This window comes from uncultured Devosia sp. (assembly GCF_964244875.1).
GTDB lineage: Bacteria > Pseudomonadota > Alphaproteobacteria > Rhizobiales > Devosiaceae > Devosia.
This window is the reverse complement of record NZ_CAXTKA010000011.1, coordinates 83351-109244: the sequence shown is the minus strand read 5'-3', so window position 1 is coordinate 109244 and position 25894 is coordinate 83351. Positions and strand designations below refer to the sequence as shown.

General features: G+C 63.7%; 24 protein-coding genes. 15 read left to right on the top strand and 9 right to left on the bottom strand.

Going from position 1 to position 25894, the window contains the following annotated elements; all coding sequences use genetic code 11:
* Entirely contained in the window at positions 1-723 is a 723-nt protein-coding gene (fliP, locus tag ACFE8X_RS13430; RefSeq protein WP_375451989.1) for a flagellar type III secretion system pore protein FliP, read from the top strand.
* Positions 724-741: 18 nt separating this feature from the next.
* Here the strand turns inward: fliP and ACFE8X_RS13425 are convergent, their stop codons facing one another.
* From ACFE8X_RS13425 to ACFE8X_RS13405, 5 genes are all read right to left on the bottom strand, one after another.
* A complete protein-coding gene (locus ACFE8X_RS13425; protein ID WP_375451988.1) occupies positions 742-4146 on the bottom strand; it encodes a hypothetical protein in 3405 nt (1134 codons plus the stop codon).
* Between the two features lie 85 nt (positions 4147-4231).
* Positions 4232-5314, bottom strand: a complete 1083-nt coding sequence (locus ACFE8X_RS13420) for a hypothetical protein (RefSeq protein WP_375451987.1) — start codon at positions 5312-5314, stop codon at positions 4232-4234.
* Positions 5311-5742, bottom strand: coding sequence for a DUF6468 domain-containing protein (locus tag ACFE8X_RS13415; protein WP_375451986.1), 432 nt, complete (start codon positions 5740-5742; stop codon positions 5311-5313). The genes ACFE8X_RS13420 and ACFE8X_RS13415 overlap by 4 nt, the downstream gene beginning before the upstream one ends.
* Positions 5739-6905 (bottom strand): flagellar motor switch protein FliM, encoded by a 1167-nt coding sequence (gene fliM, locus ACFE8X_RS13410; RefSeq protein WP_375451985.1) that lies wholly within the window; start codon positions 6903-6905, stop codon positions 5739-5741. The genes ACFE8X_RS13415 and fliM overlap by 4 nt, the downstream gene beginning before the upstream one ends.
* Positions 6905-7384, bottom strand: coding sequence for a flagellar basal body-associated FliL family protein (locus ACFE8X_RS13405; protein ID WP_375451984.1), 480 nt, complete (start codon positions 7382-7384; stop codon positions 6905-6907). Before ACFE8X_RS13405 ends, fliM begins: the two co-directional genes overlap by 1 nt.
* A gap of 289 nt (positions 7385-7673) precedes the next feature.
* Between ACFE8X_RS13405 and flgF the strand changes: the two genes are divergently transcribed.
* The 7 genes from flgF to treZ all read left to right on the top strand — a co-directional run bounded on the left by flgF (position 7674) and on the right by treZ (position 14910).
* Positions 7674-8414 carry a flagellar basal-body rod protein FlgF gene (flgF, locus tag ACFE8X_RS13400; protein WP_375451983.1) on the top strand — a complete coding sequence of 247 codons (741 nt, stop codon included), beginning with the start codon at positions 7674-7676 and terminating at the stop codon, positions 8412-8414.
* An 11-nt stretch (positions 8415-8425) separates the two neighbouring features.
* Positions 8426-9211 carry a flagellar basal-body rod protein FlgG gene (gene flgG, locus ACFE8X_RS13395; protein WP_375451982.1) on the top strand — a complete coding sequence of 262 codons (786 nt, stop codon included), beginning with the start codon at positions 8426-8428 and terminating at the stop codon, positions 9209-9211.
* A 12-nt stretch (positions 9212-9223) separates the two neighbouring features.
* Positions 9224-10168, top strand: a complete 945-nt coding sequence (gene flgA / locus ACFE8X_RS13390; protein WP_375451981.1) for a flagellar basal body P-ring formation chaperone FlgA — start codon at positions 9224-9226, stop codon at positions 10166-10168.
* A 21-nt stretch (positions 10169-10189) separates the two neighbouring features.
* The gene (gene flgH / locus ACFE8X_RS13385) at positions 10190-10927 is read left to right on the top strand and encodes a flagellar basal body L-ring protein FlgH (protein ID WP_375451980.1); all 738 of its coding nucleotides are present in this window, start codon (positions 10190-10192) and stop codon (positions 10925-10927) included.
* Between the two features lie 296 nt (positions 10928-11223).
* Positions 11224-11403: a hypothetical protein gene (locus tag ACFE8X_RS13380; protein WP_375451979.1), complete on the top strand. Its 180-nt coding sequence runs from the start codon at positions 11224-11226 to the stop codon at positions 11401-11403.
* 42 nt (positions 11404-11445) lie between these two features.
* Positions 11446-12936, top strand: a complete 1491-nt coding sequence (locus ACFE8X_RS13375) for a carboxypeptidase M32 (RefSeq protein ID WP_375451978.1) — start codon at positions 11446-11448, stop codon at positions 12934-12936.
* Between the two features lie 123 nt (positions 12937-13059).
* Positions 13060-14910: a malto-oligosyltrehalose trehalohydrolase gene (treZ, locus tag ACFE8X_RS13370; protein WP_375451977.1), complete on the top strand. Its 1851-nt coding sequence runs from the start codon at positions 13060-13062 to the stop codon at positions 14908-14910.
* Between the two features lie 55 nt (positions 14911-14965).
* Here the strand turns inward: treZ and dksA are convergent, their stop codons facing one another.
* Together dksA and ACFE8X_RS13360 are read right to left on the bottom strand one after the other, a co-directional pair.
* Positions 14966-15385, bottom strand: coding sequence for an RNA polymerase-binding protein DksA (gene dksA, locus ACFE8X_RS13365; protein ID WP_375451976.1), 420 nt, complete (start codon positions 15383-15385; stop codon positions 14966-14968).
* 185 nt (positions 15386-15570) lie between these two features.
* Entirely contained in the window at positions 15571-15999 is a 429-nt protein-coding gene (locus ACFE8X_RS13360) for a flagellar assembly protein FliX (protein ID WP_375451975.1), read from the bottom strand.
* A gap of 288 nt (positions 16000-16287) precedes the next feature.
* Here ACFE8X_RS13360 and ACFE8X_RS13355 point away from each other — a divergent pair, with 288 nt between their 5' ends.
* The 7 genes from ACFE8X_RS13355 (at position 16288) to flaF (ending at position 21805) form a co-directional block, all read left to right on the top strand.
* Positions 16288-17367, top strand: coding sequence for a flagellar basal body P-ring protein FlgI (locus ACFE8X_RS13355; RefSeq protein ID WP_375452031.1), 1080 nt, complete (start codon positions 16288-16290; stop codon positions 17365-17367).
* On the top strand, positions 17367-17687 hold the full coding sequence (locus tag ACFE8X_RS13350; protein WP_375451974.1) for a rod-binding protein: 321 nt from the start codon (positions 17367-17369) through the stop codon (positions 17685-17687). The genes ACFE8X_RS13355 and ACFE8X_RS13350 overlap by 1 nt, the downstream gene beginning before the upstream one ends.
* On the top strand, positions 17684-18151 hold the full coding sequence (locus ACFE8X_RS13345; protein ID WP_375451973.1) for a hypothetical protein: 468 nt from the start codon (positions 17684-17686) through the stop codon (positions 18149-18151). The genes ACFE8X_RS13350 and ACFE8X_RS13345 overlap by 4 nt, the downstream gene beginning before the upstream one ends.
* Positions 18152-18253: 102 nt before the next feature.
* Complete coding sequence (locus ACFE8X_RS13340) at positions 18254-18598, top strand: hypothetical protein (protein ID WP_375451972.1); 345 nt, start codon at positions 18254-18256, stop codon at positions 18596-18598.
* A 211-nt stretch (positions 18599-18809) separates the two neighbouring features.
* Positions 18810-20921 (top strand): flagellin, encoded by a 2112-nt coding sequence (locus ACFE8X_RS13335; protein ID WP_375451971.1) that lies wholly within the window; start codon positions 18810-18812, stop codon positions 20919-20921.
* Positions 20922-21060: 139 nt separating this feature from the next.
* A complete protein-coding gene (gene flbT / locus ACFE8X_RS13330; RefSeq protein WP_375451970.1) occupies positions 21061-21486 on the top strand; it encodes a flagellar biosynthesis repressor FlbT in 426 nt (141 codons plus the stop codon).
* On the top strand, positions 21437-21805 hold the full coding sequence (gene flaF / locus ACFE8X_RS13325; protein WP_375451969.1) for a flagellar biosynthesis regulator FlaF: 369 nt from the start codon (positions 21437-21439) through the stop codon (positions 21803-21805). The genes flbT and flaF overlap by 50 nt, the downstream gene beginning before the upstream one ends.
* A gap of 301 nt (positions 21806-22106) precedes the next feature.
* Here the strand turns inward: flaF and ACFE8X_RS13320 are convergent, their stop codons facing one another.
* Both ACFE8X_RS13320 and flgK read right to left on the bottom strand, forming a co-directional pair.
* A complete protein-coding gene (locus ACFE8X_RS13320) occupies positions 22107-24020 on the bottom strand; it encodes a hypothetical protein (protein ID WP_375451968.1) in 1914 nt (637 codons plus the stop codon).
* An 11-nt stretch (positions 24021-24031) separates the two neighbouring features.
* The gene (gene flgK / locus ACFE8X_RS13315) at positions 24032-25870 is read right to left on the bottom strand and encodes a flagellar hook-associated protein FlgK (RefSeq protein ID WP_375451967.1); all 1839 of its coding nucleotides are present in this window, start codon (positions 25868-25870) and stop codon (positions 24032-24034) included.
* Between the last annotated feature and the right edge of the window lie 24 nt (positions 25871-25894).

Genomic DNA, 25894 nt, shown 5'->3' with positions numbered 1-25894 from the left:
ATGCTGGCGCTGGCCTTTGCCCCCAGCCTTGCCTTCGGGCAGGAACTGTCGATCGACTTCGGCGACGAAACCACCCTGACCGAGCGGGCAATCCAGCTCATCGGGCTGATTACCCTGCTGTCGCTGGCGCCCTCCATCCTGATCATGGTGACCAGCTTTACCCGCATCGTCGTGGTGCTGTCGCTGCTGCGCACGGCCATCGGCCTGCAAACCGCGCCGCCCAACTCGGTGATGGTGTCGCTGGCTTTGTTCCTGACGCTGTTCGTCATGGGCCCGACCCTGCAGCAAACTTATGACCAGGGCATCGCCCCGCTGATGGCCGGGCAGATCGAAGCCGCCGAGGCATTCGAGCTTGGCGCCGCCCCCTTGCACGAATTCATGCGCGCCAATGTGCGTGAAAAGGATTTGATGCTGTTTTTCGACCTGACCGGAGCCGAGCCGCCCGAAACGCCCGAAGCCATTCAGCTGCAACTGCTGATCCCCGCCTTCATGATTTCGGAGCTGCGCCGCGCCTTCGAGATCGGCTTCCTCCTGTTCCTGCCCTTCGTCGTCATCGACATGGTTGTGGCATCGGTATTGATGTCCATGGGCATGATGATGCTGCCCCCGATCGTTATTTCCCTGCCGTTCAAGCTGATTTTCTTTGTGCTGGTGGACGGCTGGTATCTGGTCGCCGGGTCCCTGGTGCGTAGCTTCGTCAGCGGCACCACCGGGGCTGGGTAAAGCGGCGCCGCAACCATCCTATCCCGCGCTGGCGACGTCGGCGTCGGGCTTGCTGGCGACGGCCGGCGCCAAGGCACCGTCCCCGCTATAGATTTGCCGGTAGGAGTCTAAAAACGCATTCAGGCTGTCCAGCGCCGATACGTCGCTGGCCACCTTCTTGAATTCCAGGCTGCCCGTTGAAATCGTGCTGGTCACATAGTCGAACACCGGCCATTCCGGCGTCGTCACCATGCGGTCCGCGAATTTGGAGCGCAGCCGCGACGAGCCGAATTCATCGCCGCTCAACACGAATCCCACCGCTGCCTTGATGATGTTCATGCGCGTCGTCTGGCCCAGCGCGCCGGTCGGGCTTTGCGCGCCCACCATCGCCTCGATCAGTTCGCCCGCGACGGAATAGCGCTTGGCCTTCCATTGCGCATCGATCCGCAACAAGTCCGCATCCTGGCCGCTGACGCCATTGAGCACGTCCAGCGCCAACTCGTCGCGTCCGCCATCGATCAGCGCCCGCGCTTCCAGGATGCGCCGCTGCCGGGCCAGCGAGTCCGGAATGCCCGACAGGCGCGTGGCATTGAGAACCCGCAGCGCCTCCTGCGGCCGGCGGTCGGCGAGGTAGATAACGGCCAGGTCGGCGGCAATCTGCGTCCGCGCCACGCCGCGCAGCCGGTTCTGCAACTGGTAGTCGAGCAATTCGGCCGCCTGCGACAACAGATCGACCCGCACCAGCCGCCGCGCCAGGTTGCGGATCATTTCGTCGCCCTTGGCGCCCGGCGGCGTCAACTGCCGGAAATCATAGTATAAGCCCAGTGCATCCACCGGACCCATGGAGTCGGCCAGCCCATCGAGATAAAGGTCGCTGAACACCTGCTGCGCATCGTCACGCAGGGCATTGATGAGCGGGTTCTCGGGATAACTGGCGACCGCCTGCTTGACCGTTTCGAACCCCGCCCGATAGTCACCCTTGCGGAAGTAGAACGTCGCCAGCATTTTCTGCATATCCGCTTCCAGCGGATTGCCGCGCCAGAGCAGCGCCTCGGCCGACAGGGTATCCGTCGCCTTGTCCAGATTGAGATTGCCCTGTTTGTCGAGCAGCGCCAAGGTCCGGAAAATCGCTTCCGCCCGCGTCGGCCGGATATCGGCGGCAATCACCTGACCATAGGTGTCGATCGCCTCGCCGGTCCGCCCGGCAGCCTCATCGATCCGGCCCGAAAGCAGGTGATAAAGGCTGGTATCGCTCAGTTCCAGAGTCGCAAAATCGATCTCCCCCAGCACCCGCTCGGCCAGGGTTTGATCGCCCGTCTCGATGGCTGCGCGCACCGCCGAGAAGCGGAAACGATTGCGCACCCACACCGGATAGCTGTCGATCACCGCCTGTGCCTGCAGCGCATCCAGGCGCGCGCCGTTGAAATCATAACTGTCGGCGCGTGCAATGGTCCGCCACACCTGGGCATCGACATCCTCGGCAAAAGGAGCCGCATTGAGAATAGCCAGGGCATCCGCCGTCCGGTCCGCCATGGTATCGGCGATCGCCAGCGACAGGCGAAGCTTTGGCGTCAGCTGCTCGGTTTCCAGTTCATTTTCGGCGATATGCAAGACCCCGATCGCCTCATAGGCAAACTGGTTCGCCAGATAATACTCGGCCAGCTCAAGCCTTGCATTGTCGCGCTCCTTGCCCTCGGTGCGCGATGCGTCGGCGAGCAACTGCTCGCGCGTCGTAACAAAAACGCCAGGATCGGGCTCCTCAAGGCGGCTCAGATCGATAAAGCCGGTCCGCGCGGTCGCCGCCACCCCATTGCCCAGACTGCGCGGCTGGTCGAGCGAGGACACCGTCAGCCCGCCCGCGCTCGAAATCACCGCCAGGTCATTCTCGATCGCCACGTCGACCCCGTCATGCTCGGGCTTGACCACAAGGCCATGCACGCTGCGCAGCGCGGAAAAATCGACATAGTCCAGCGTGCGCGTCAGCCCGCGCGCCGGCGGATAGGCCGTCACGACCTCCAGGACGTCGCCCGCATTGGGATCACGGAACTCGTGCACCCGCGCCGGCCGCGCCACGTCGGCGGTCATCTGGAACACGCCCTCGATGTCGCGTCGCCGCGTCAGCGCAATCGGCTCGGTCGGCGTCAGCATGATATCCCCCAGCGACAGCACCCAGGCCATTCCCTCCGAGCCCAGCGTCGCCAGCCGCTCCTGCGACAGATCGATCCGCACCACTTGCGTATCGCCGGACGGTACGACCTCGAAATCGCTGGCCAGGGCATCGAGCGCATCGCTCTTGGCCGGGGCGACGATCCCCGACACGGTATCGAACACCATCCATACCGTATCGCCGCGCCGAAACACCGCCGCCGGCGTGTCCTGCTCGAATGGAAACACCACGCGCACCGTCGATCCCAGCACGCTGACGAACGGCGCGATGCTTTGTGGCGGTTGTGGCGCCAAGGGACTGACATCCTCGCCCGGATGCGTTTCGGCCTCATGCTCTTTGGGCGCCTCGGTCTCGGCGGCCTTGGCCGCCAGTTCGGGCGTCGTCAGGTCGGGCAGGCTGGCCCCCGCCAAATCGATATCGAGCAGGAACTGCCGCGATGAATTGGCGTAGAACCGCGGCTTGACCCCCTCGCCCAGCGTCAGCGAGATGCGTGCCCCATCGGGCGTTTTCGTGCTGGTAACGGCAACGACTTCGGGCGGCAGATCCGTGGTCAGCGCGCCCATGTCGACATCGACCGGCCATTCGAAGCTGACGATACCGGTTTGTTCGTCCTGCGCAAAATCCGCCTTGGTGTCGACGGTCCAGTCGAACTGCACCCGCATGAAGGTCGGATTGCGCCCGATCCGGACGCTGGCGGCGGGCTTGAGCGCAATGACATCGGCCGCCTTGCGATCCTGCTCCGCCTTGATCGCGGCAAGACGGGCGCGTTCCGCCAATTGGTCGATGATGTCCTGTGGCAACGCCGGCGGCATGCCCTGCCAAGTCGTCGGCAACAGGTCAATGAACAGCTTTTCGCCGGCCTCGATGCGATTGAAATTGAACCCCGACCGCAGCGCCATGCGCAGCCCCTTGCCATCCGGATCAATGCGGGCGATCGAAACGTAATCGGGCAAGGTCACCCCGAGATCGGGCAGCAGGACATCCACGGCCTGGGGAAATTCGATCGACAGCACGCCATTGTCCACCTTGATGGAATAGGCCGGCAGGCTGTCGCGTCCAGGAAAACTCAGGATCAGCCGGGCATAGCCCGCTTCCTGGGTGGCAAACAGCTGTCCCTGGTCGGCGGCATGGGCAATGCCGGGCGCCATCACGCCGAACAATGCCAGCACAGCGGCCAGCAACAGGGCGCGCGCCGTCCTCAGCCAAATCGCCTTGAATGCAGTCCCCACCGGCAAGCCGCCCGACGCAATGCTGCGTTTGAAGGCGAAGCGCGACACTTCGGGGTCCCAAAAACGCGGGTTACAACTTTACTGCTGCCGACCCTAACGGAATGGGCTTAACGTCGCCTTACGGTTAACCCCGCTATTGGCCGACGATTTGCGGCAAAGCCGCGACGTCCGCCGGTGTCATCTGCTCGGCCGGCTGGTCCGCCAGTGCCGCCATGCGGACCGTCAGTTCCTGCGCCCGAGCCGGGTCCATAGCCGCCAGGATCGGGGACATCTTGCGCGGATTCATCGACTTGGCGACGCGCAGCAGCACCTCCATGTCCAGCGAGTTGAAGATGATGGCGGCATCCTTGGGCTTCATGTTTTCGTAGAGCGTCACGATGGTGGCGAACTGTCCGCTTTCCATCTCGGTGCGTTGGTCGACCAGCCCCGAAATCTGCGCCTCCAGGGCCTCCAGCGTCGCCTGCCGCTCAGCCATCTTTTTTTCCGCCGCATCCACGATTGCCGAGCGCAGCGTCAGATCCTGCTCATAGGCCTCCAGTTCGGTGCGTCGCTCCGACAGCCGTTCCAGCAGCGCACGTTCGCTCGCGGTTTCGCCGTCCTCTCCCACCAGCGGCACCGGCTGGCCATCGGCGCCGATCTGCGTCGGCACCGCATCGGTCAACGGCACGCAATCGGGCTCGGTCAGCGCTGCCGCAAGGCTGGTATCATGGGCGCCCTCTTCGGCCGGTTGCGGGGACTCGGCGTTGGCCTCCACCGGCGCGGCGACCGGCAGCGTGCCGCTTGGTGGGCAAGCCAGTTCGAGCCCGGCGGCAAGACCAGCCTCCTCCGCTCCATGATCGGCTCCGGCTTCGGGCGCAGCCTCGCCATGTGCCGCGTCCGACAGTGCGGGATCGCCTTCGGTTACGGCCGGGGCAGCGTGATCGCCTTCGGGCGCCTCGGCACCGTGTTCGCCTTCTGCCGGCGCTGCGCTATGATCGCCGCCCTCGGTCGCGCCAAGCGTTGGGGCCGCATCGTCCAGCGTCGGGCTGGTATCGGCCATGGTCGGCTCTTCCGAAAGACCCGTCGCCGCGTCGCCTTCCGGCGCCGCTTCTTCCGCCTGCGCCACCCCCACGCCGCCCAGCACATAGCTGCCAGTGGTGACCAGACCCAGGGTCTTGAGCACCAGCATGGCCGATATGGCGAGGACGACGACGGGCAGCAGGCGGATCGATTTCACGCGGCGTTCCCCCGGGCACGCGCACGCGCCGTCAATTGCTGCAGCGCCGATTGCACCTTGTTGGGTTCTTCGATCGGCTCGATCGCCTGGCTATGCCGCGCCACGCTGGTGATCCTGGCGATGCGGTCCATCAACACCGTGCCGGCGCTGACGTGATTGGCCAGTTCGATGCCGAACCGCTCCGCCTGCTCCAGCCGGGCATTGAGCGCCACGTCGGCGTCAAGAGCCGTGGCCTTGAGCTCCTTGATCGCCTGATTGGCCAGGTTGGTGGCCCCCACCAGATCCGCCACCATCTGGCGCAGCACGTCGCGATCGGCATGCAGCCGCTTCAGGCGTGCATTCAAAACAACGCAATAACCGATTGTCAGCGCCATCAGAATGGCGACCGCCGACTCGACGAAAAACCCCAAAGGCAAGCCAAACATCATCGTCCCTCCATTTTCTCGTCGATCGCTTCGAACGCCGCCATCGTCACCTTGGGCGGATTGAGCGACCGCGTCGCCCGCACCGAGACGTGATTGCCGATATGGCCCATGATGGCCTCTGTCAGATCGACATCGCCGCAGCGCAGCCGCACCGGATCGCTGGGCGAGCGCTCGAACATGATGGTATCGCCCGGCTTGAGCCCCAGCACCCGCGACAGCGGCAGGTCCTGCTCGTGCAACACCGCTTCGATCTCGACATCCGCCGAATAGATTTCGGTGGCCAGATGCCCTTCCCAGATCGGGTCGCGGCCGAATTTCTCGCCCATGAACATCTGCAGCAGTTGCTCGCGGATCGGCTCGATCGTGGCATAGGGCAAGAGGATCTCGATCTTGCCGCCGCGATCGTCCATCTCGATGCGCAATTCGATCAGGATCGCCGCATTGGCGGGTCGCGAAATAGCGGCGAAGCGTGGATTGGTCTCCATGCGCTCCAGCTTGAAATGCACCTGCGTCACCGGCTCGAAGGCGCGGTGGGTGTCCTCGAGGATGATCTCGATCATCTTGCGGGCCAGCGCCATTTCGATGGTGGTGTATGGTCGCCCCTCGACGCGGATATTGCCCCCGATGCGCCTGCCGCCCAGCAGCACGTCGATCATGGAATAGATCAGGCCCGAATCCACAGTGAGCAGGCCATAATTCTCCCATTCCTCCGCCTTGATCACCGACAGGATGGCCGGCAGCGGGATGGAATTGAGATAATCGCCGAACCGCACCGAGGAGATCGAGTCCATGGTGACTTCGACATTGTCGGAGGTGAAATTGCGCAGGGACGTGGTCGCCAGCCGCACCAGCCGGTCGAACACGATTTCTAGCATCGGCAGGCGTTCATAGGAGACGAGCGCCGAATTGATCAGCGCCTGCACCCCGGTCAGCTCGACATTGCTGCCGGCGCTCGCATCGAACCCCAGCAGGCTGTCAATTTCGTCCTGGTTGAGCACCCGGTCGGCGCCATCGCCGGCGGCAGCCCCGGCCTCGCCCTCGATCATTGCCGCCCATTCGGCAGCGGCTTCGGCGGCCTTGGCTTCCTCGGTCAGCTCGATGCCCGGCAGGGCATCATCGAGCCCCCAATCCTCGCTCAGCTTGTCCTGATCGCTGGGTCCGGCCACTACTGCACCAGGATTTCTTTGAACAGGATGCTTTCGATCTGCGAGGGATAGATCGCGACGTTGACGCGGCGCAGCAGTTCTTCCTTGAGCCGATAGATGCCGGCCGAGCCTTCCAGGTCGCTCTTGCGCAGTTCGCGCAAGTACACCTGGAACGCATCCACCACCTTGGCCATGCGCGGCTGGATGGCGGCCATCATCTCCTCGTTGGCGACTTCCAGCGCCACGGTCAGCTTCATGAAGGCTTCGCCATCGGACTCGTTGTTGAGATTTACGGTCATCGGCGGCAGGTTGAAGATGAAGCTTTGCGCCACAGCCGGGGCTTCGCTGTGTGCGGCATCCGCCGGCTTGCTTGCCGACAAAAAGAAGTAAAGCCCTGCCCCCGCCAGCACCACGACGATGGCGGCCGCGGCGATGATGATGAGCTTGCCCTTGCCCTTCTTGGCGACCGCGCCGTCTTCGACTTCTGCTTCAGCGGCCATGCCAAACCTCGGGCAACAGGGGATGTCCGGACGATTCCGTCCCAGCGATCAGCTAAGCGCGCGATGGTTAACGAAGGGTTACAAACGCCCCCTGAGCGGCAGATATTGCCGGGCAGGTTTTGCCGCCCGTTCAGCTTGCGCCAAACGCCGCTAACGGCACATCGGCGCGATCGCTTTGATTTAATTCAATTTTCGGCTTTGGCATGGTTTCTGCAAGGTAAAAAGCGAGCCTGCCGGCTTGGGGAAGCGGGACGGCTCGACGACGAACAAAGACTTCCGGGGACCTGGCATGATTGAAAATGCGCAACTGATCGGCCTGTCGCGTCAGATCGCGCTGCAACGGCAGATGGATGTCGTGGCCAACAACATGGCCAACATCAACACCACCGGCTTCAAGGCCGAGGACATGCTGTTCGAGCAATATGTCATGCCCGTCGCCCGCGACCGCGATTTCATCGGGTCCGACCAGCCCCTGTCCTATGTGCAGGACTGGGCGACCATGCACGACCTGTCGGCCGGCGCCAACGTGCAGACCGGCAACGAGCTCGACGTGGCGCTCAATGGCGACGGCTTTTTCACCGTGCAGACCGCTGGCGGCGATCGCTGGACCCGCGCCGGCTCGTTCCAGATCGACAATGCCGGCACGCTGGTCGACCTCGGCGGCAATCCGGTGCTGGGTGAAGGCGGCCCGATCCAGTTCGGCCCCGAGGAAAACGGCATCACCATTTCCAAGGATGGCGCCATCAGCAGCAGCGCCGGGCCCAAGGGGCGGCTGCGCATCGTTGAATTCGCCAATCCCCAGGCCATCGTCCACGAAGGCGGCAACCTGTTTTCCGGCGGCGCCCCGCAACCGGCCACCACAACCCAGGCCATGCAGGGCTTCATCGAAAAGTCCAACGTTTCGGGCGTGTCTTCCATGGCTGAAATGATCAAGGTGCAGCGCGCCTATGAATCGGCTGCCTCCATGTCGCAACGCCAGGACGAGATGCGCCGCACCGCCATCCAGCGTCTCGGCGACGCCAACGCTTAAGGGACACCGCCATGAAAGCGCTTTACATCGCATCGACCGGCATGAGTGCCCAGGAACGCAACGTCGAAGTTATCTCCAACAACATCGCCAACATGCGCACCACCGGCTTCAAGCGCCAGCGCGCCGAATTCCAGGACCTGCTTTACCAGCAGATCACCCGCTCCGGCTCGCAGACTTCCGACCAGGGCACCATGCTGCCGGCCGGCGTCGAGATCGGCTCGGGCGTGCGCACCGTGGCAACGCCCCGCATCATGAGCCAGGGCGGCGTCAACCCGACCGAAAAGGAACTCGACGTCGCCATCCGCGGGGAAGGTTTCTTCATGATCAACCTGCCCGATGGCCGCACCGCCTATACCCGTGACGGCTCCTTCGAGCGCAGCGACCAGGGCACGCTGGTCAATTCCAGCGGCTATGAAGTGCAGCCCGGCATCACCATTCCGGCCACCGCCAAATCGGTCTCCATCGCTCCCGATGGCACCGTCGAGGCCGTCCTAGGCACCGACGGCGCGCCGACCCAGTTGGGCCAGCTCCAGCTCGCACGCTTCGTCAACAAGACCGGCCTTGAATCCTTGGGCGACAATCTGTTTGGCGAGACCGCCGCCAGCGGCCCCGCCCAGGTGGGCACGCCCAATACCGACGGCAATGGCGACCTGCTGGAGGGGTATCTCGAAATGTCCAATGTCAACTCCGTCACCGAAATCGCCGACCTCATCGCGGCGCAGCGCGCCTACGAGATGAACGCGCGCGTCATCTCGGGCGCCGACGAGATGATGCAATCGACCAGCCAGCTGCGCTGATAGGAGCACCAGATGATCCTGCGTTCACTCTTTACCGCTCTTGCCGCCACTTTGCTGGCCGGCACCGCGCTGGCGGCGCCCCAGCTCAAGTCCGAAGTGATCGTCACCGCCTCGGTCGTCACGGTCGGCGACATGTTCGAGGATGCCGGTCTGCTGGCCGAACAACCGCTATTCCGTGCGCCCAATCCCGGCACCACCGGCGCCGTGCCGCTGGCCGCGATCACCGCCGCTGCCAACCGGGCGGGGCTCGATAGCTTCGACGCCGACGGCTTGCAGTCGGTCAGCGTCATGCGCCGCGCCAGCGTCGTCGACGAAGCCGTGCTCACCAGCCTGATCACCCGCGATCTGGCCGAACGCGGCATCATCTCCCACGGTATGGCCGCTCAGACCGTATTTACCACCCCGTTCGCGCCTATCGATGCCGAAGTCAGCGACCAGCCGGCCACGCTGCTGAGCCTGCGCTACCTGCCCGCCAGCAATGCTTTTACCGCCCGCTTCGCACTGGCCGGCATCGACACGCCCCTCGACCTCGCGGGCACCATCGATCTGACCATCGACGCCCCCCACCTTGCCACCAGCCTGCCGGCCGGAACGGTGCTGACCGCCGCCGACATGATCATGGCGCCGGTACCGGTCAAATATGCCGACACGGTCGGCGTCGCCTCGCCCGAACAGCTCATCGGTATGCAGCTCAACCGCCAGAGCCGCGAGGGCATGCTGCTCAAGCCCGCCGATGTATCGACCCCCGCCTTGATCGCCCGCAACGATCTGGTCACCATCTACTTCCGCCAGGGCCCGATGACGCTGACCGTCAAGGGCCAGGCCATTACCAGCGCCGTCACCGGCGCGCCGGTCCAGGTCCTCAACCTCATGTCCAAGCGCGTCATCACGGCCAAGGCACTTGCCGCCGGCGCCGTCGAAGTCAGCGCCGATCCACTCGCCCTTGCCGGCCTCTGAACCAGCTTTCAGGAGACTTTCATGACCCTTCTCAAAATCACCGCCATCCTGACGCTGACCGCCGCGCTGGCTGGCTGCAACACCATGGATCGCCTGGCCGATGTGGGCAACGCGCCGCGCCTGACCGCCATCGAGGACCCTACCACCGTGGCCGGCTACGTGCCCGTGCGCATGCCGATGCCCGAGGCGATCGCCGATACCTACCAGCCCAATTCGCTTTACCGTACCTCCGCGAAGGGCTTTTTCAAGGATGAGCGGGCCCACCGTGTCGGCGACATCCTGACCGTCATCGTCACTATCGATGACAATGCCCAGATCGACAATGCCACCCAGCGCAGCCGCAACTCCACCAACACGGCCGGCATGGGTGGCATTCTCGGCTCCGCCATCGATACCGCCAGCGGCGGCACCATCGACACGTCGGACGCCGTCGATTTCACCTCGGGCATCAAGGACGCCGGCACCGGCTCGGTCAATCGCTCGGAAAGCCTGCAGACCTCCGTCGCCGCCGTGGTCACCCAGGTCCTGCCCAACGGTAACCTGGTGATCGAGGGGCGCCAGGAAGTGCGCGTCAACTTCGAGGTGCGCGACTTGATCGTCGCCGGCATCGTGCGTCCATCCGACATCCAGGCTAACAACACTATTCCCTCATCCAAGATCGCCGAAGCCCGGATCGCCTATGGCGGGCGCGGCCAGATCACCGATGTGCAGCAGCCCCGCTATGGCCAGCAGGTGCTGGACGCCATCCTGCCGTTCTAGAAACGCTACTGCCTCGGCCGACTGACTCGCCGCAGCGCGTTTCGCCCCCAGTTTCCCGGCCGCACAATCCCCCATTGGTGCGGCCGGGCTCCCCGGCAGGGTCCAGAAGGAACAGCCACGGGCGCGTCTCCAGAATAGAGACCGCCACCCCAGAGGCGCAGTCCCCCGGCTGCGCCTCTTCCCCGTTCTGAGCCCTTCTGCACCTGCCAAGGCTTAACCGATCGTTAACCCTGCCAACCGGACCGGCGGAACGCGCTCGATTGCCGCAGATTGTATTACCCTGAGGAGGACGCGCCATGGCCTTTCTTCCGCTTGGCATCTCGTTCGGTTTATGTCTTGGCTTAATTCTTGGCCTTGCCACGGGCAATCTGGCAGTCGGCATGGTGCTTGGCGTCGCCATCGGGGCGGGCGTCGGGATCGCGCTTCTGGCCATGACCCATGAAAAACACTGGCAATGGCCTTTCCTCCGCCGCTAGCCTGTGGAACACCTGCGGCACCGAACTGTGCCGGAGCCGTCAATGTCCTTTGCCAAACTCGACGATCTGGGGCGCAAGCTCGAAGCTCTGGAACACGCCCTGTCCATCCTGGGGGCCGACGAGGCAACCCATATGGCCGTCGGCGGCGGTGAAAAGCGCGCCGAGGCGATGGCCAACCTGGCCGGCATGTATCATGCCCAGGCCACTGCGCCCCAGATCGCCGACTGGATCGAGGCCGCCCGCCCCGACTCCGAGGATCGGCGCCTGGCGCTTGCCGAGTTCAAGCGCAACTATATCAACGCCACCTGCCTGCCGACCGAATTCGTCGAGCGCCGGACCGCGGCAACCATGCGCTCCGAACAGCTCTGGCGCGACCTGCGCGCCAAGAACGACTGGGACAGCTTCCTGCCCGCGCTCGAGGGCGTCGTCGCCCTGGTGCGCGAGGAGGCGCAGTTGCGCGCCAACGCGCTCAAGCTCGCGCCCTACGATGCCCTGATGGAGCAATACGATCCCGGCAACCGGACAGCCGATCTGGACGGCGTTTTTGCCGGTCTCAAGAGCTTCCTTAAGGATTTCGTGCCCGAGGCGCTCGATGCGCAAACCGAGCGGCTGGCGCGCCGTCCGCGCAAATCGCTGAACGGCCCCTACCCCATCGAGCGGCAGCGCGAGCTGGGCCTGGCGGCAATGCGTGCCGTCGGCTTCGATTTCACCCATGGTTCGCTTGCCGTGTCGCACCATCCCTTTTGTGGCGGCGTGCCGACCGATGTGCGCATGACCACGCGCTATCGCACCGACGATTTCCTGTCCTCGCTGATGGGCGTGCTGCATGAAACCGGGCATGCCCTTTACGAGCAGGGATTGCCCAAGCCCTGGTCGCATTGGCCGCTGGGCAAGGCGCGCGGCATGGGCATTCACGAATCCCAATCGCTGTTCGTGGAAATGCAATTGGCCCGCAGCCCGGAATTCTGGCAATTCGCCCTACCCTTGGTGCACCTGCATTTGGGCGCCGATGCCATTGCCGGCTGGGACATCGAGGACATCCTGGCCGAAGTCAATTTCGTCGAGCGCGGCTATATCCGGGTCGATGCCGACGAGGTCACCTACCCGCTGCACGTCATCCTACGCTACGAACTGGAGCAGGACCTGGTCAACGGCAAGCTGGAAGCCAGCCAGATACCCGAGGCCTGGAACGCCAAGATGGTCGACTATCTGGGCTTGTCCACCCTGGCCGATCCCAAGGACGGCCCGATGCAGGACGTGCATTGGCCCGGCGGCGCCTTCGGTTATTTCCCCAGCTATACCTTGGGCGCCATGATCGCCGCCCAGCAATGGGCCGCTTTGGAAAAGAGCCATCCCCGATTGCGCTCCGATGTCGGCAGGGGCGATTTTACCGCGATCAACCAGTGGCGCAGCGACAATATCTGGAGCCAAGGCTCGCGTTATACCACCCCCGACCTGATCACCCGCGCCACCGGCGAGCCGCTCAACACCGACGTGTTCAGATCCCATCTGCGCCAGCGTTATCTGGGTTGAGAACCAGCGCCGTTTCCGGAACCTTAAAGCGACGCTGTCGTTACACTTCGGCAGCAGTTTAGCGCGCGAGCCGACCTTGACCCTATCTCCCACTGCTTTGCCTTCTGCCTCCGGCTTGTCTCGATGACGGCCGGCCATAACGGCATCGGCGCCACGCCAGACCCCGCCGGCACGACCTTTCGCCTTTGGGCACCTGCACGAAGCAGGGTGTCAGTGGTCATCGAGGGTCGATCGACACCGCTGCAAGCCGAGGCAGATGGGTATTTCAGCGGCCACGTGCCCGGTGCCCGGCCTGGCACACGCTATCAATTCCAGCTCGACGATCTGCCTATGCCTTTGGCGGACCCAGCGTCCCGCTGGCAACCCGACGGTCCAGCCGGCCCCTCGGTGGTGACCGACGCGGGTTTTGCCTGGACCGACCATGACTGGCGCGGCGTCGGAGCCGAGGGCCAGGTATTCTACGAGGTCCATATCGGCACCTTCACGCCCCAAGGCACCTGGTCCGCCGCCGCCGAACGGCTGGAAGCGTTGCGCGACCTGGGGATCACCGTGCTGCAGATGATGCCGATCGCGGCCTTCACCGGAAACTACGGCTGGGGCTACGACACAGTGCTGCACTACGCGCCGAGCCAGCTTTACGGCACGCCCGACGATCTGCGCCGTTTCATCGACCATGCCCATAATCTGGGCCTCGGGGTCGTCCTGGACGTCGTTTACAACCATGTCGGCATCGGCGATCAGTTCGCCGCCTTCAGCCCGGATTATTTCAGTGACAAGCACAAGATCGAATGGGGCGCGACCTTCAACTACGACGGCCCCAATTCCCCTGCCGTGCGCGACTTCGTCACCCGCAATGCCGCCTACTGGATCAGCGATTTCCACTTCGACGGCCTGCGGCTGGACGCCACCCAGGCGCTGTTCGATGACGGCACCCCCCACATCATCGCCGATATCGCCGGGGCGGCGCGCGCCGCGGCGGGTGACCGGCAGATCTACATCGTTGCCGAAAACCATCCCCAGGATCGCCGCCTGGTCGATGCGCCCGACAGGGGCGGCTATGGCCTTGACGCCCTGGCCAGCGATGATTTTCATCACACCGCCCGCGTCGCCCTGACCGGGCACAACGACTTCTATTATCGCGACTATGACGGCAGTGCCCGCGAACTGCTGGCAGCGGCCAAGTTCGGCTACCTGTACCAGGGACAGCGCTCCGACATGCGCGACCAGGCTTATGGCACCGCCTCGCTCGATCTGAAGCCATGGAATTTCATGCATTTTCTTGAAAACCACGATCAGGTGGCCAATTCGGCCCATGGCCTGCGCATGGACAGGCTCAGCACCCCCGGCAAGGTCCGAGCGCTGACGGCGCTGCTGCTGTTGGCGCCGCAAACCCCGTGCCTCTTCCACGGCCAGGAGTTTGGCGCCTCGTCGCCGTTTTTCTACTTCGCCGGCTATGAGGGCGCGAACGCAGCGGCCGTTGCCGAGGGTCGGGCCAGCAATTTGCGCAATTTCCTGGGCGTGTCCGACCCGGCCATGACCGCGGCCCTGGCGGACCCCGCCGCGCCGCGAACCCTGGCCACCAGCAAGCTGGACTGGTCCGAATGGGAGCGCCATGCCGGCGTTGTCGCCATGCACCGCGATCTGTTGCGGTTGCGCAAAGGCGAGCCGGCCATTGCCCAACAGGGACGCGGCGCCCGCCTTGACGGCGCCGTGCTGGCCGAGGAGGCTTTTTTCCTGCGCTATTTCGCGGCGGACGGCGGCGATGACCGGCTGCTGTTCCTCAATCTTGGCCGTGACCGCCCCATGGGCAGCATTGCCGACCCGTTGACCGCCCCGCCTAAAGCCAGGCATTGGGAAGCGATCTGGTCGAGCGAACACCCGGACTACGGCGGCTCCGGGCGCTATCCGTCCGACATGAGCCAGTTCTGGATGCTGCCGGGCAACAGCGCCCTGCTGTTCGCCGCGCAAACATAAAGGCCCGCATCGCTGCGGGCCTCACAGATGGTTTCAAAGCTTGACGCCAAGCGATTCATTCGTCGCGATAAACCTTTTCACGCCGCTCGTGCATTTCCTGGGCCTCCAGGCTCAGCGTGGCGATCGGGCGGGCATCCAGCCGGGCGATGCCGATCGGCTCGCCGGTGTCCTCGCAGTAGCCATAGGTGCCATCGTCGAGCCGCTTGAGCGCTGCATCGATCTTGGAAATCAGTTTGCGCTGCCGGTCGCGCGTACGCAACTCCAGCGAGCGGTCGCTTTCCGATGACGCACGATCGGCCATGTCCGGATGGTTCTGCGATTCTTCCTGCAGGTTCTCGAGGGTGCCGCGACTTTCGCGAAGAATATCGTCCTTCCACCCACTGAGCCGGGCCCGGAAATAGTCCCGCTGACGCGGGTTCATGAACGGCTCGTCGTCACTGGGCCGGTATTCTACAAGGTCAACAACCGAAGACATCAGCAGACTCAACTCCAATGCACCCCTAGACGCGCCTCTATAATCCAGCACCACAGACCCGGCAAGCGGCCAACGGCGCTGTGATTAACTTGTGACACCCCAAGTGTTTCAGTCCCATAGCGGAAAGTCGATGACATTGTAACGACAGGCCGGCCCCCTGGGCCTGCGGCAGACGCCCATGCCATTCAAGCCGGATACCGCCCGAGCTTGGCCAGCTCGACCCGTACCCGCAGGTCGATATCGTCGAGCAGGCTGTCCAGCCCCGGCTCCGAGCGTTCGCGGGCCTGCCCCACCATCTCTATCAGCTGGTCGAGCCGGTCGGGGCTGACCCGTCCGGTCAACAAGTCCGCCTTGACTGCCTCCAGCGTATCCAGCAGCGTGCGGCCCAGCAGCACCTTGCGCTTGCGCCCATGCAGCGGATCGTCCACTCCCTGCAAGGCCAGCAGGTAGTCCAGCGAGGCAGCGGGCGCGGCTGGCGCGGTGTTTGCCGCGCGCGCAGGCGTATCGACCCCTACGGGATTAAACGCCACCCCGCTCTGGCCCGAGCCGGCAGGATTGCGTGCAGCGACGCCGTTGATCCGCTGTGTGGTGTCGATGCGCAAAGCCGGACTCAAATCAGTGCGAGGTCTATCCCGGCAAAATCTGCCGTGATCCGTTAACAGCGCGTTAACAGACCCGGCAAGAATTGCTGCAGCGGCTCAAGCCAGTCCCGATCGGCAAGCGCAACGACACAACAAAAACCATAAAAACTGTTCGCTTTCAGTATCTTAATGTCGCCGTCCTCGCCTTGGCACGGTTTTCGCTAAGTCTGTCACCAAGCGGCGCCACTAGGATGGGGCGGCAGCCTTGGGGACATGACGATGGCAAAGCTGATGCGGATAGGTCTCGCATTCTGGATCGCGATGGCGACGCTGCTGGCGCCCCTGAGCGGTGTCCAGGCGGCGGCCGCGCGCATCAAGGACATCGTCGACATCGAAGGCATCCGCGAAAACCAGCTGATCGGCTACGGCCTCGTGGTCGGCCTCAACGGCACCGGCGACAGCCTCAACAACTCGCCCTTCACCAAGCAATCGCTGCAATCCATGCTCGAGCGCCTGGGCGTCAATACGGCCGGCGAAAACGTGCGGACCGCCAATGTCGCGGCCGTCATGATCACCGCCAACCTGCCGCCCTTCGCAACCCAGGGTTCGCGCATGGATGTGTCGGTCGCCGCCCTGGGCGACAGCGACAGCCTGCAAGGCGGAACCCTGCTCGTCACCCCTCTGCTCGGCGCCGACGGCGAAGTCTATGCCCTCGCCCAGGGACCGGTCTCCATCAATGGCTTCAAGGCCGAAGGCGACGCCGCCACCATCATTTCGGGCGTCCCGACCACCGGCCGGATATCATCGGGCGCCGTGATCGAGCGTGAAATCGAGTTCAAGCTCGGCGCGCAAACTTCCCTGCGGCTGGCGCTGCGCAATCCCGACCTGACGACCGCGCGCCGTATCGCCTTGTCGATCAACGACTTCATCGGCGTTCCCACCGCGACACCGGAAGACCCTTCGACAGTGCGCGTCACCCTGCCCCGCGGCTTCAACGGCAATATCGTCGACCTGCTGACCGATATCGAGCAGCTGATCGTCGAAACCGACCAGACCGCCAAGATCGTTATCGACGAGAATTCCGGCATTATCGTCATGGGCAAAGACGTGCGGGTCTCGAGCGTCGCTGTGGCGCAATCCAACCTGACCGTCACCATTGCCGAAAATCCCGCGGTGGTGCAGCCGGCTCCGTTGAGCCAGGGCGTTACCGCCGTCGAACCCAACACCACGCTGAACGCCAATCTGTCCGAAACCTCGCTGGCCGTCGTCAACGAGTCGGTGACGCTGCAGGAGCTGGTGGATGGGCTCAACGCCCTGGGCATCGCGCCCCGAGACCTGATCGCCATTCTCCAGGCCATCAAGGCCACAGGGGCCCTGCAGGCCGAAATCGAGGTGCTGTGATGATGCTCGACGCTACGACGTCGCCCAGGACCAGCCTCGACACCGCGACCATGAACCGGCTGCACCGGCAGGCCGAGGACCTCGAAGGCGTGTTCCTCAATACCCTGACCAAGCAGATGTTCTCCTCGATCAAGACCGACGGCGATTTCGGCGGCGGTTTTGCCGAGGAGACCTGGCGCTCGATGCAGTCCGAACAACTGGCCAATACCATGGCCCAGCACGGCGGCCTGGGCATCGCCGACCAGATGATGGGCGACCTGATCGCCATGCAGGAAGCCGCACAAAATCCGAACACTCTGATGGGAGCACCCACGCCATGACCGCCGCAGCCCGCATTGACGCGCTTGACACCCTGTCCGCCACCGACCTGTGTACGCGCGCCGAAGCCGCCCTCAGCGCCCTGGTCGACGTGATGAACCAGGAGACGGTCCTGCTGCGCGCCGGGCGGCACCGCCAGGCGGTGAGCCTGACCGCCGAAAAGGCCCGGCTTGCCCAGGATTACGTCGTGCTGGCCCGCTCTGTGCAGCGGCAATCCGCTCGCCTCAAGACCGAAGCCCCCGGCCTGATCGACCGCCTCCACAATGGCCATGAGCGGCTTGCCACCCAGATGGCCGAAAATCTTCGCGTGCTGGCTACGGCCAAAACGGTCACCGAGGACCTGTTGACCGATGTCGCCAAAATCGTCGGACAGCAGGCCAAGGCGCGCACCTATGGCAAGACGGGAACCATTGCTGTCGACCCGTCAGCATCGGCACGCGGCATTGCCGTCAATCGCGCCCTTTGACTTGGGCTGTATTTAAATAAAATCAATCTATCTGGGGAAACACTACAGTAAAGGCCAAGGCTCTATCCTGCGAACGGCATCGCTGCCGCAAAGGATACCATCATGGTCGCCAGAATCGCGCCCGAACCCATCGTCGTCAGTACGCAGTCCCTGACCGATTTCCGCTCGCGCCAGGTGACCGGCGAACGTTCATTGCTGCAGGACAGCACCCCGACGGCACCGAAAAATTCCAACGCCGGCGGCAAGTTTCCGCCCGACCAGCCTGCCACCCCCGAACGGGCCGAGCCTGCTGCGCCATCGCTGCCACCCGGCGCGATGTTCGCCGCCGCCGTGATTGCCGGATCGCTGTCGCCCCGGCCGCAGTCAATCGCCGAAGTCTATGCACGAATTGGCAGCGCTTGGATCCCACCCGAGTCCGAATTGCAGTTGCGCGATTTCTCGGTCTGACCTTCGGTCGGCGGTCCCGTTTCAGCCCGGCGCAAATGCAGCCGGGCTTTTTCATGTCTTGTTAGCCTCGCCCGGACCGTCGCGTCGATAATGCGCATTTATGCGGCATCTGCGAGCCGCAATTAACCAATCTTTATAATCTGTAGAGCAAGCATTTGGGCGTCTCAGGAAGAGGCGTCAATCTCTATCTCCCAGAAAAGGAAACTCGGAAATGTCCGACATCTCACTTTCGAAAGCCGTCCGCTCCAACCTTCTGTCGCTCCAGAACACTTCCAGCCTGCTCAACAAGACGCAGGAGCGTCTGTCGACCGGTAACAAGGTGAACTCGGCACTCGACAACCCCACCAACTTCTTCACCGCCTCCGCCCTGAACAGCCGCGCTGGTGACCTCAACAACCTGCTGGACTCGATCGCCAACGGCATCAAGACCATCGAGCAGGCTGACAACGGCCTCACCGCCATCACCAAGAACCTGGAATCGCTGCAGTCGACCCTGCGTCAGGCTCGTCAGGACAAGTCCTTCCAGACCTCGTCCTACACCATCGATCCGACCGCTATCGGCACCACGACCCTGAAGTCGCTTTCGTTCTCCGGCGGCGCTGTCGGCGCTACCCCGGTGGCGATCAACCTGAACACACTGGCCGGTTCGTCCACCCCGACCACCCTGACTGGCGCCAGCGCCAACTTCTCCACCAACTTCACCGGGGGCAATCTCAGCGTCAACGGCACCAACGTCGCTGTTCGTGGTGACACCTCTTTGACTGCAACGACCCTTGCCGGCGCGGGTGCCAACTTCGGCACCAACTTCACTTCTGGCGCGGTCAGCATCAACGGCACCTCCGTCAACATTCGTGGCGACCAAAGCGTGGTCAACACAACCTTGACTGGTTCGGGCGGCGCGACGCTTGCCGTTGGCGAAGGCGGCAACATCACCGTCGATCTGGGCGGCACCTTCAACGGCGGTAACCCATTCACCGTCATCACTGCCGACGGCGACACCACAACCGACGTCATCACGGCCATTAACACCGCCTTTACCGCTGCTGGCGGCACTGGCACGCTGGCGGCAGACGACGGCGCCGGCCAGATCGCGTTCACCAGCACCTCGGGCGAAGACATCGTCATCGCCGACGCTGCCGGTAACACCAACGGCACTGCCGCCGCTCTCGGCTTTACCGGCGCCGGTGCTACCTCCACTAACGGTACCGTCGCCTTCGACGCCACCGCCACAACGGTCGCCTCTGATATCTCGGGCGCCGGCATCACCGGCCTCACGGCAACGGTCTCGGGCGGCCAACTGGCTTTGTCCCTGGCTTCTGGGGCTGACATCACCGTCACCACCGGCACCACGGCAACGGCTATCGGTTTCGGTTCGTCCAACCTGACCTCGACGAACGGCAACGCCGCTTTTGACGCCACTGCCGTAACCGTCGCCGCCGACTTCGCAGCCGCCGGCATCACCGGCCTGACTGCCGATGGTTCCAGCGGCCAGGTCGCTCTGTCGCTGGCCTCTGGCGCCGATTTGACGATCACGGGCGGCACCCTTGCCACCGCGGTCGGCTTCGGCACCGGCAACGTCTCGTCAACCAATGGCGTTGAAGGCTCGCTTGCCGCGGTCAAGACCGCCGATACACTGGTGTCGGAGATCAACAACAATGCCTCCCTCAAGGGCAAGATCCGGGCCTCCAACGACAACGGCAAGCTGCGTATCGAAAACCTTTCGACCAGCGAACTGAACGTCGATGGCGCCAGCCTTGCCGGTGTTCTCGACGGCGCTTCGAGCGGTGTGGCCAAAGTTGGTGGCAACACGGTCCGTAGCGATCTGGCCGACCAGTACAACGAGCTGCGCGATCAGCTCGACAAGCTGGCCGACGATGGCTCGTTCAACGGTACCAACCTGTTGAGCGGTGATAACCTCAAGATCACCTTCAACGAAACCGGCACCTCCTCCATCGACATCCACTCCAAGAACTCTGAGGCGATCAACGCCAAGACCCTGGGTGTGGAAACCACGCTGGTGGCTGCCGATCTCGACAGCGACACCAAGATCGACAGCCTCGTCGAAAACGTCAAGACGGCGCTGAACAAGGTCCGTACGCAGTCCTCCGCCTTCGGTTCGAACCTGTCGATCGTGCAGAACCGCGAAGACTTCACCAAGAAGGTTATCAACACCCTCGAGACCGGTGCTGCCAACCTGACCCTGGCCGACGCCAACCAGGAAGCTGCCAACGTGCTGGCTCTGCAGACCCGCCAGTCGCTGTCGACTTCGGCTCTGTCGCTGGCTTCGCAGGGCGACCAGAACGTGCTCCAGCTGCTGCGTTAATCCGCACGGCAAGTGCAAAAAACGGCAAAGGCGGGCTTCGGCCCGCCTTTTTCCTTTGTACCCTGCCCCGGCACGGCTCGCCATCCTGCCGACCGGCCAAATGTGCTAAAGGCAACGCACTCTCGAGGAGAATCAGCCCATGGCGCTCAAAGTCGAACTCAAGCCCGGCGAAAAGCTGCTGGTGGGCAATTGCATCATCACCAATTCCGAGCAGCGCACACGGCTGTTCATCGAGGGACAGGCGCCCATCCTGCGCGAAAAGGACATCCTGACGCCCAGCACCGCCGACACGCCCGCCAAGCGCATCTACCTGGCCGTGCAGATCATGTACATCGAGAACAACACCGACGTGCTGCGCCAGGAATACTTCTCTTTGATCAACGACATGGTTACTGCTGCGCCATCAACGACCGCCATTATCGATCGGATCAATAACGACATCTTAACTGGCACATTGTACAAAGCACTGAAGTCGGCAAAGCAGCTAATCCAGTACGAGCGGGACCTTATAGAAAATGCAGCAATACGGCGCCCAAGCTTACCAGCAGACGGCCAAGACAGTTGAATCTCCGCGTGAACGCGAGTCGGCCCTGCTGATCAAAGCCGCAGCTTCGCTCCAGAATGTCCGCGACGAATGGCCCAGCGAATTGACCCAGCTCACCACGGCCCTGGCCTTCAACCGCAAGCTGTGGACCATCCTGATGACCTCGGTGACGCGCGAGGATAGCGCCCTGCCCCAGGATGTTCGCCAGAACGTCGCCAACCTGGGTATCTACATTCTGAACGAAACCCGCGAAATGCTGCTGAGCCCGACCAATCCCGGCAAGCTCGATGCCCTGATCAACATCAACCGTCAACTCGCCGCAGGCCTGCGCGGCAACTAGGATTGATTTTGATCCTTTGAACGCAGCCGGACAGCCTCCCTCTACGTGAGGGAAGCCTGCCGTTTATGAACCGCAGCTTTGGTTATTTCGTCCCCTCGCCCCTCGCGGGGGGAGGGCTAGGGTGAGGGGTGAAGGCCCCTCGGCCATGGCCAAAACATCGCACCCCTCACCCGGCGCCATCGCGCCGACCGCTCCCAGGCGGGCGAGGTGATCCGGCGCCAGCCGATGTCATCGGGCGTATTTCTTCCCCGAGGAACGAGTATCTCGCAGCGTACTACCGCCTACGCCATCCAACTTTCCATCAGAGATAGTTGCTCAGGCTAAGCTTGCTGAGCATCGAAGTGACCTGGTAGCTGGCCTGGAGCCGGGTCTGCAAGGCCAGGATTTCCAGCGTCACTTCTTCCTTGCTGACCGTTTCCACGTCGCTCAAGAGGTTGTCGAGTTGGGTCTTGTAGTCGGTGTGCCGCTTGGTGGCATTGTCGGCGGTCGAGCGGGCGATGCCCAGATCCATGGTGATGATTTCGATCGAGCCCGGCTCAGTATTGTGCGCTTCCGACAGCGCGTCCTGCTGCCGGATCGCCATGGCGTCGAACCGCCCCTTGGAGGTCGAATCGCTGTCCGGATAGGTGGTGACGGCCGTCGACGCAAAGCTGCGCATCATCGCCAGAAAGCCGCTCTCATTGGCTTGCAGGCCATAGTTGGTGCGGGTGTTTTCATCGACCTGTGCCGAAACGCTCTGGCGCGGATTGCCCTGTGCCACCGTGGCCGCTTCGGTCAGCGCCCCCGTCAGCGCCTTGGAAAAATTGGCCGCCGTGGCATCGGCATCGGCGCCGATCGAGAACTGGCCGGGCCCGGCCTTGCCGGTAACCGCCGTCAGCGACACGGAACGGGTGGTACCGTCGGGTTGCGCCAGGCCCAGGGTCACCGTTTCGCCGACATTGGGCACGTTGGTGAACGCCACGCCGAGCGTGCTGGGGTCCGCGGCGGTAAAGCTGGTGTCGATATTGGCAGTGTCGGCTGAAACGCCAGTGATCTGAAAACCGTAATTGGCCGAAGCCGGCGCCCGTTCGCTGAGCGTCGTGGTATCCCCGCTGGTGGCGACATCGAGCCGCCCCAGACCCGCGGCGCTGATCGCCGGGCTCTGTCCGGCATACCACATGACGGTATCCGCCGCCGTGCCGACGCGCAGCGCCGTGGCGGTTGCCGGATTGCCCGCGACGCGCAACACCGGCTCACCCGCGCCATTGAAGAAGTTCTGCGATGCGGCAAAAGTGGAGGCCCCCGCCAGCGTCGTGCCGGTCAGTTCTTGCAGACTGCCCTGTAATGCCGTTTCGAATGCCGCTGCGGTGGCCTCCGCATCGGCGCCGATCACGAATTCATTGACGTTTCCGGTGGCTTCGGCCGCCGTCACCGCCTTCATGGTGATTTGCGTCTGGGTGCCGTCCGGCAGGCTCAGCCCGACCGAAACAGTATGGCCTGCTGCGATCTGGGCCGCCGGTGTCGGCGCGAAGGTCACGCTGATCCCGTCCCCGGCCGGCAAGGTCTGCGCTGTCGGCTGTGTCACCGAAACCGCGCCGCTGGTGCTCGACACGCTCGAGACCTTGTAGCCGAACGGATGCACGCCATCCTCGGTCAGGCTGACGGCGGTGCTGCCGGCGGCATGGGCCGTAGCGAGCCGGCCGCGATCGTCGGCACCGGCATCGGCGGCCTTGCGCTCGCTGACCACCGCCTTGAAGCCGGCACGGCCCCCTTCGCCATCGAGCAGCACGTCGGTCGTGGGCAGCGGCGCCTGATCGGTGTTGGAACCGCCGAACAGATAGCGCCCCGCCACCTCCGAATTGAGCAGCGTCACCACTTCGTCGAGCCGCGCCTGGGACTGGCCCGGCTGCGTCGCCATGTTGATATTGCCGGTGCCGTACTGGCCCTGCACCGCCGAGGAGCGCGCTTCGCTTTCGATCTTGTCGAACCGCGTCAGCGTATTGTCGAGAAAGCTGAGGCGCAGATTGACTGTGTCGATATTGCTGGAAAACCCTTCGATCTTGTCGAGGCGCGAGCGCACGCTGAGCGACATCGGCAAGTCCCGGCCCATGCCGGCCAGCGTGCTGGACTTCTCGCCGGTGCCGAGCTGGGTTTGCAGCGTCGCGAACCGGTCCTGCATCTGCGAGATGACCGAAAAACCGGCCTGCACGGGGAACATCGATTTGTTGACGATCATGGTGAGGCTCCTCAGACCGCGTTGAACAGGGCGTCGAGCAGTTCCTTGACCACTCCCACCACGCGCGCATTGGCGGAATAGGCGTTCTGCAACTCCGTCAGCCGCACCATTTCCTCATCGACATTGACGCCGTATTCCTCGTCCATCTGCTGCACCACGGTGTCCAGAGTGAGCTGCCGGTCGTCATACTTGGTAATCGCCGCTGCGATCGAGGAGCCCTGGAACGTGATGGTCTGGTTGATCACTTCGCCCAGATTGCCGCTGAGCTGGAACCGCCCCTTGCTGGCGACGGGATCGCCGCCCGATACGAACTTCAAATCCGCCAACTGCTTGATCAGGAAGTTGGGACGATCGGCATCGCCGAGCGTGGCCCCGACCTCGTCCTGGATCAGCAGCCGGTTGTCGGCCAGGACTGCCGAATTGATCGAAATCCGTGCGGCAAAGCCCTGCTTCTGCGGCGGGTTGCCTTCGAGGCTATTGGTAAAAGCCGTATTGCCCGCGTCCACGAACAGCGAGAGGGCCAGGCCCTCCCCTTGCGTTCCGGCAGCCGTCGTGCGCGTCGTGGCCAGCTTGACTGTCGTGGTGCCGCCGACCCCGCCATCGAGGATGCGTAAGGTGTCGGCCCCGGTGCTGGTGATCGCCAGCCCCGGCAGTTTCCCACTCAACGCCGCTGCGGCGCCGGCTGCACCGCCAGAAAGATCGATCCCCAGCACCCGCTGCCCATTGGCATCGATGTAATCCATCGCCTGGGTGGAGTTGACCACCCTGACCCGCTTTTCGACCCCACCATTGGTATAGGTCAGCAACATGTCGTTGCCGGGAGCCATGCTGGCCAGATCCACGTCAAAACCGGACGCGGTGCCAGAAGTCGCCGGGGTTCCGGCAGTCTGGATGGTTGAAAATGCCTGTGCCAGTCCGCTGGCGATCTCGTCGAGCTGGGCTTGCGCCTCGACCAGGGTCTGGTCGCGCAGCGTCATCAGCCCGCCCAGCTCGCCCCCCTGGATGACCCCCGACGCCACCAGGTCGATCGTCAGGCCCGATGGAGTGGTCAGCGTCAGCTTGCCGACCTTGGTCTTGCTCGGATCGGGGTCGAACTCCGAGGTCGCCGCCAGATTGCCGGCGCTTTCGAACTTGAAGGTGGACAGGCCGTTGTCGAGCAGGCCAACGCCTGAGCGCGTCATCAGCGCCACCGTGCCGTCGCCGCGATAGCTGGCCTGCACGTCGATCAGTTCGGACACCGATGAGACCAGCCGGTCGCGCTGGTCCTGCAACGCCGAGCGCGCCGTGTCGCCCATGCCCAGATCGAGCATGCGCGCATTGACCTCCTGCAGCGAGGTCAGCATGCCGTTCAGGTTCTGCACGTCCGAGGCCATCTGGCCTTCGGTTTCCTGGCGCATGCCCTGGATGGTGCTCGACAGCCGGTTCAGCTGCTCGGCCATGGTCTGCGCCTGCGAAACGGCGCCGGCGCGTGCGGTGTAGTCGTCCGGGCTGGTGGCCAAGGTCTGCAAGGCATTCTGCAACTGCCCGTAAAGGGTGTCGAGCGAGCCGGTGGAACCAGGCTTGCCCAATGTGCCCTGCAGCCGGTCCAGATAGGTCGCCTGCACCGCCGAGCTGGACGTATCGGACACCTGCCGCGTGTAATAGGTCTGAAGGCTGGTGGAAAACGCCCGGCTTGCCCCCGCGGTCCGCGCATAGGTGGAATTTTGCGAGTTGTAGTCGACGATGTTGAGCGACTGCCGATGATATCCCGGCGTGCCCTGATTGGCGACATTGCGGCTGACGATGTCCAACGCGTCCTGGTTGACGCGCAGACCCGACACGGCATTGGTTAGCGACGTTGTAAGACCCATCCCTGGGGCTCCTCACACAATGGT

Coding starts and splice junctions, on each gene's coding strand:
- fliP (WP_375451989.1), top strand. CDS start 1: ATGCTGGCGCTGGCCTTTGCCCCCAGCCTTGCCTTCGGGCAGGAACTG.
- ACFE8X_RS13415 (WP_375451986.1), bottom strand. CDS start 5,742: ATGATGTTTGGCTTGCCTTTGGGGTTTTTCGTCGAGTCGGCGGTCGCC.
- ACFE8X_RS13405 (WP_375451984.1), bottom strand. CDS start 7,384: ATGGCCGCTGAAGCAGAAGTCGAAGACGGCGCGGTCGCCAAGAAGGGC.
- flgF (WP_375451983.1), top strand. CDS start 7,674: ATGATTGAAAATGCGCAACTGATCGGCCTGTCGCGTCAGATCGCGCTG.
- flgG (WP_375451982.1), top strand. CDS start 8,426: ATGAAAGCGCTTTACATCGCATCGACCGGCATGAGTGCCCAGGAACGC.
- flgA (WP_375451981.1), top strand. CDS start 9,224: ATGATCCTGCGTTCACTCTTTACCGCTCTTGCCGCCACTTTGCTGGCC.
- flgH (WP_375451980.1), top strand. CDS start 10,190: ATGACCCTTCTCAAAATCACCGCCATCCTGACGCTGACCGCCGCGCTG.
- ACFE8X_RS13380 (WP_375451979.1), top strand. CDS start 11,224: ATGGCCTTTCTTCCGCTTGGCATCTCGTTCGGTTTATGTCTTGGCTTA.
- ACFE8X_RS13375 (WP_375451978.1), top strand. CDS start 11,446: ATGTCCTTTGCCAAACTCGACGATCTGGGGCGCAAGCTCGAAGCTCTG.
- treZ (WP_375451977.1), top strand. CDS start 13,060: ATGACGGCCGGCCATAACGGCATCGGCGCCACGCCAGACCCCGCCGGC.
- dksA (WP_375451976.1), bottom strand. CDS start 15,385: ATGTCTTCGGTTGTTGACCTTGTAGAATACCGGCCCAGTGACGACGAG.
- ACFE8X_RS13355 (WP_375452031.1), top strand. CDS start 16,288: ATGGCGACGCTGCTGGCGCCCCTGAGCGGTGTCCAGGCGGCGGCCGCG.
- ACFE8X_RS13350 (WP_375451974.1), top strand. CDS start 17,367: ATGATGCTCGACGCTACGACGTCGCCCAGGACCAGCCTCGACACCGCG.
- ACFE8X_RS13345 (WP_375451973.1), top strand. CDS start 17,684: ATGACCGCCGCAGCCCGCATTGACGCGCTTGACACCCTGTCCGCCACC.
- ACFE8X_RS13340 (WP_375451972.1), top strand. CDS start 18,254: ATGGTCGCCAGAATCGCGCCCGAACCCATCGTCGTCAGTACGCAGTCC.
- ACFE8X_RS13335 (WP_375451971.1), top strand. CDS start 18,810: ATGTCCGACATCTCACTTTCGAAAGCCGTCCGCTCCAACCTTCTGTCG.
- flbT (WP_375451970.1), top strand. CDS start 21,061: ATGGCGCTCAAAGTCGAACTCAAGCCCGGCGAAAAGCTGCTGGTGGGC.
- flaF (WP_375451969.1), top strand. CDS start 21,437: ATGCAGCAATACGGCGCCCAAGCTTACCAGCAGACGGCCAAGACAGTT.
- ACFE8X_RS13320 (WP_375451968.1), bottom strand. CDS start 24,020: ATGATCGTCAACAAATCGATGTTCCCCGTGCAGGCCGGTTTTTCGGTC.
- flgK (WP_375451967.1), bottom strand. CDS start 25,870: ATGGGTCTTACAACGTCGCTAACCAATGCCGTGTCGGGTCTGCGCGTC.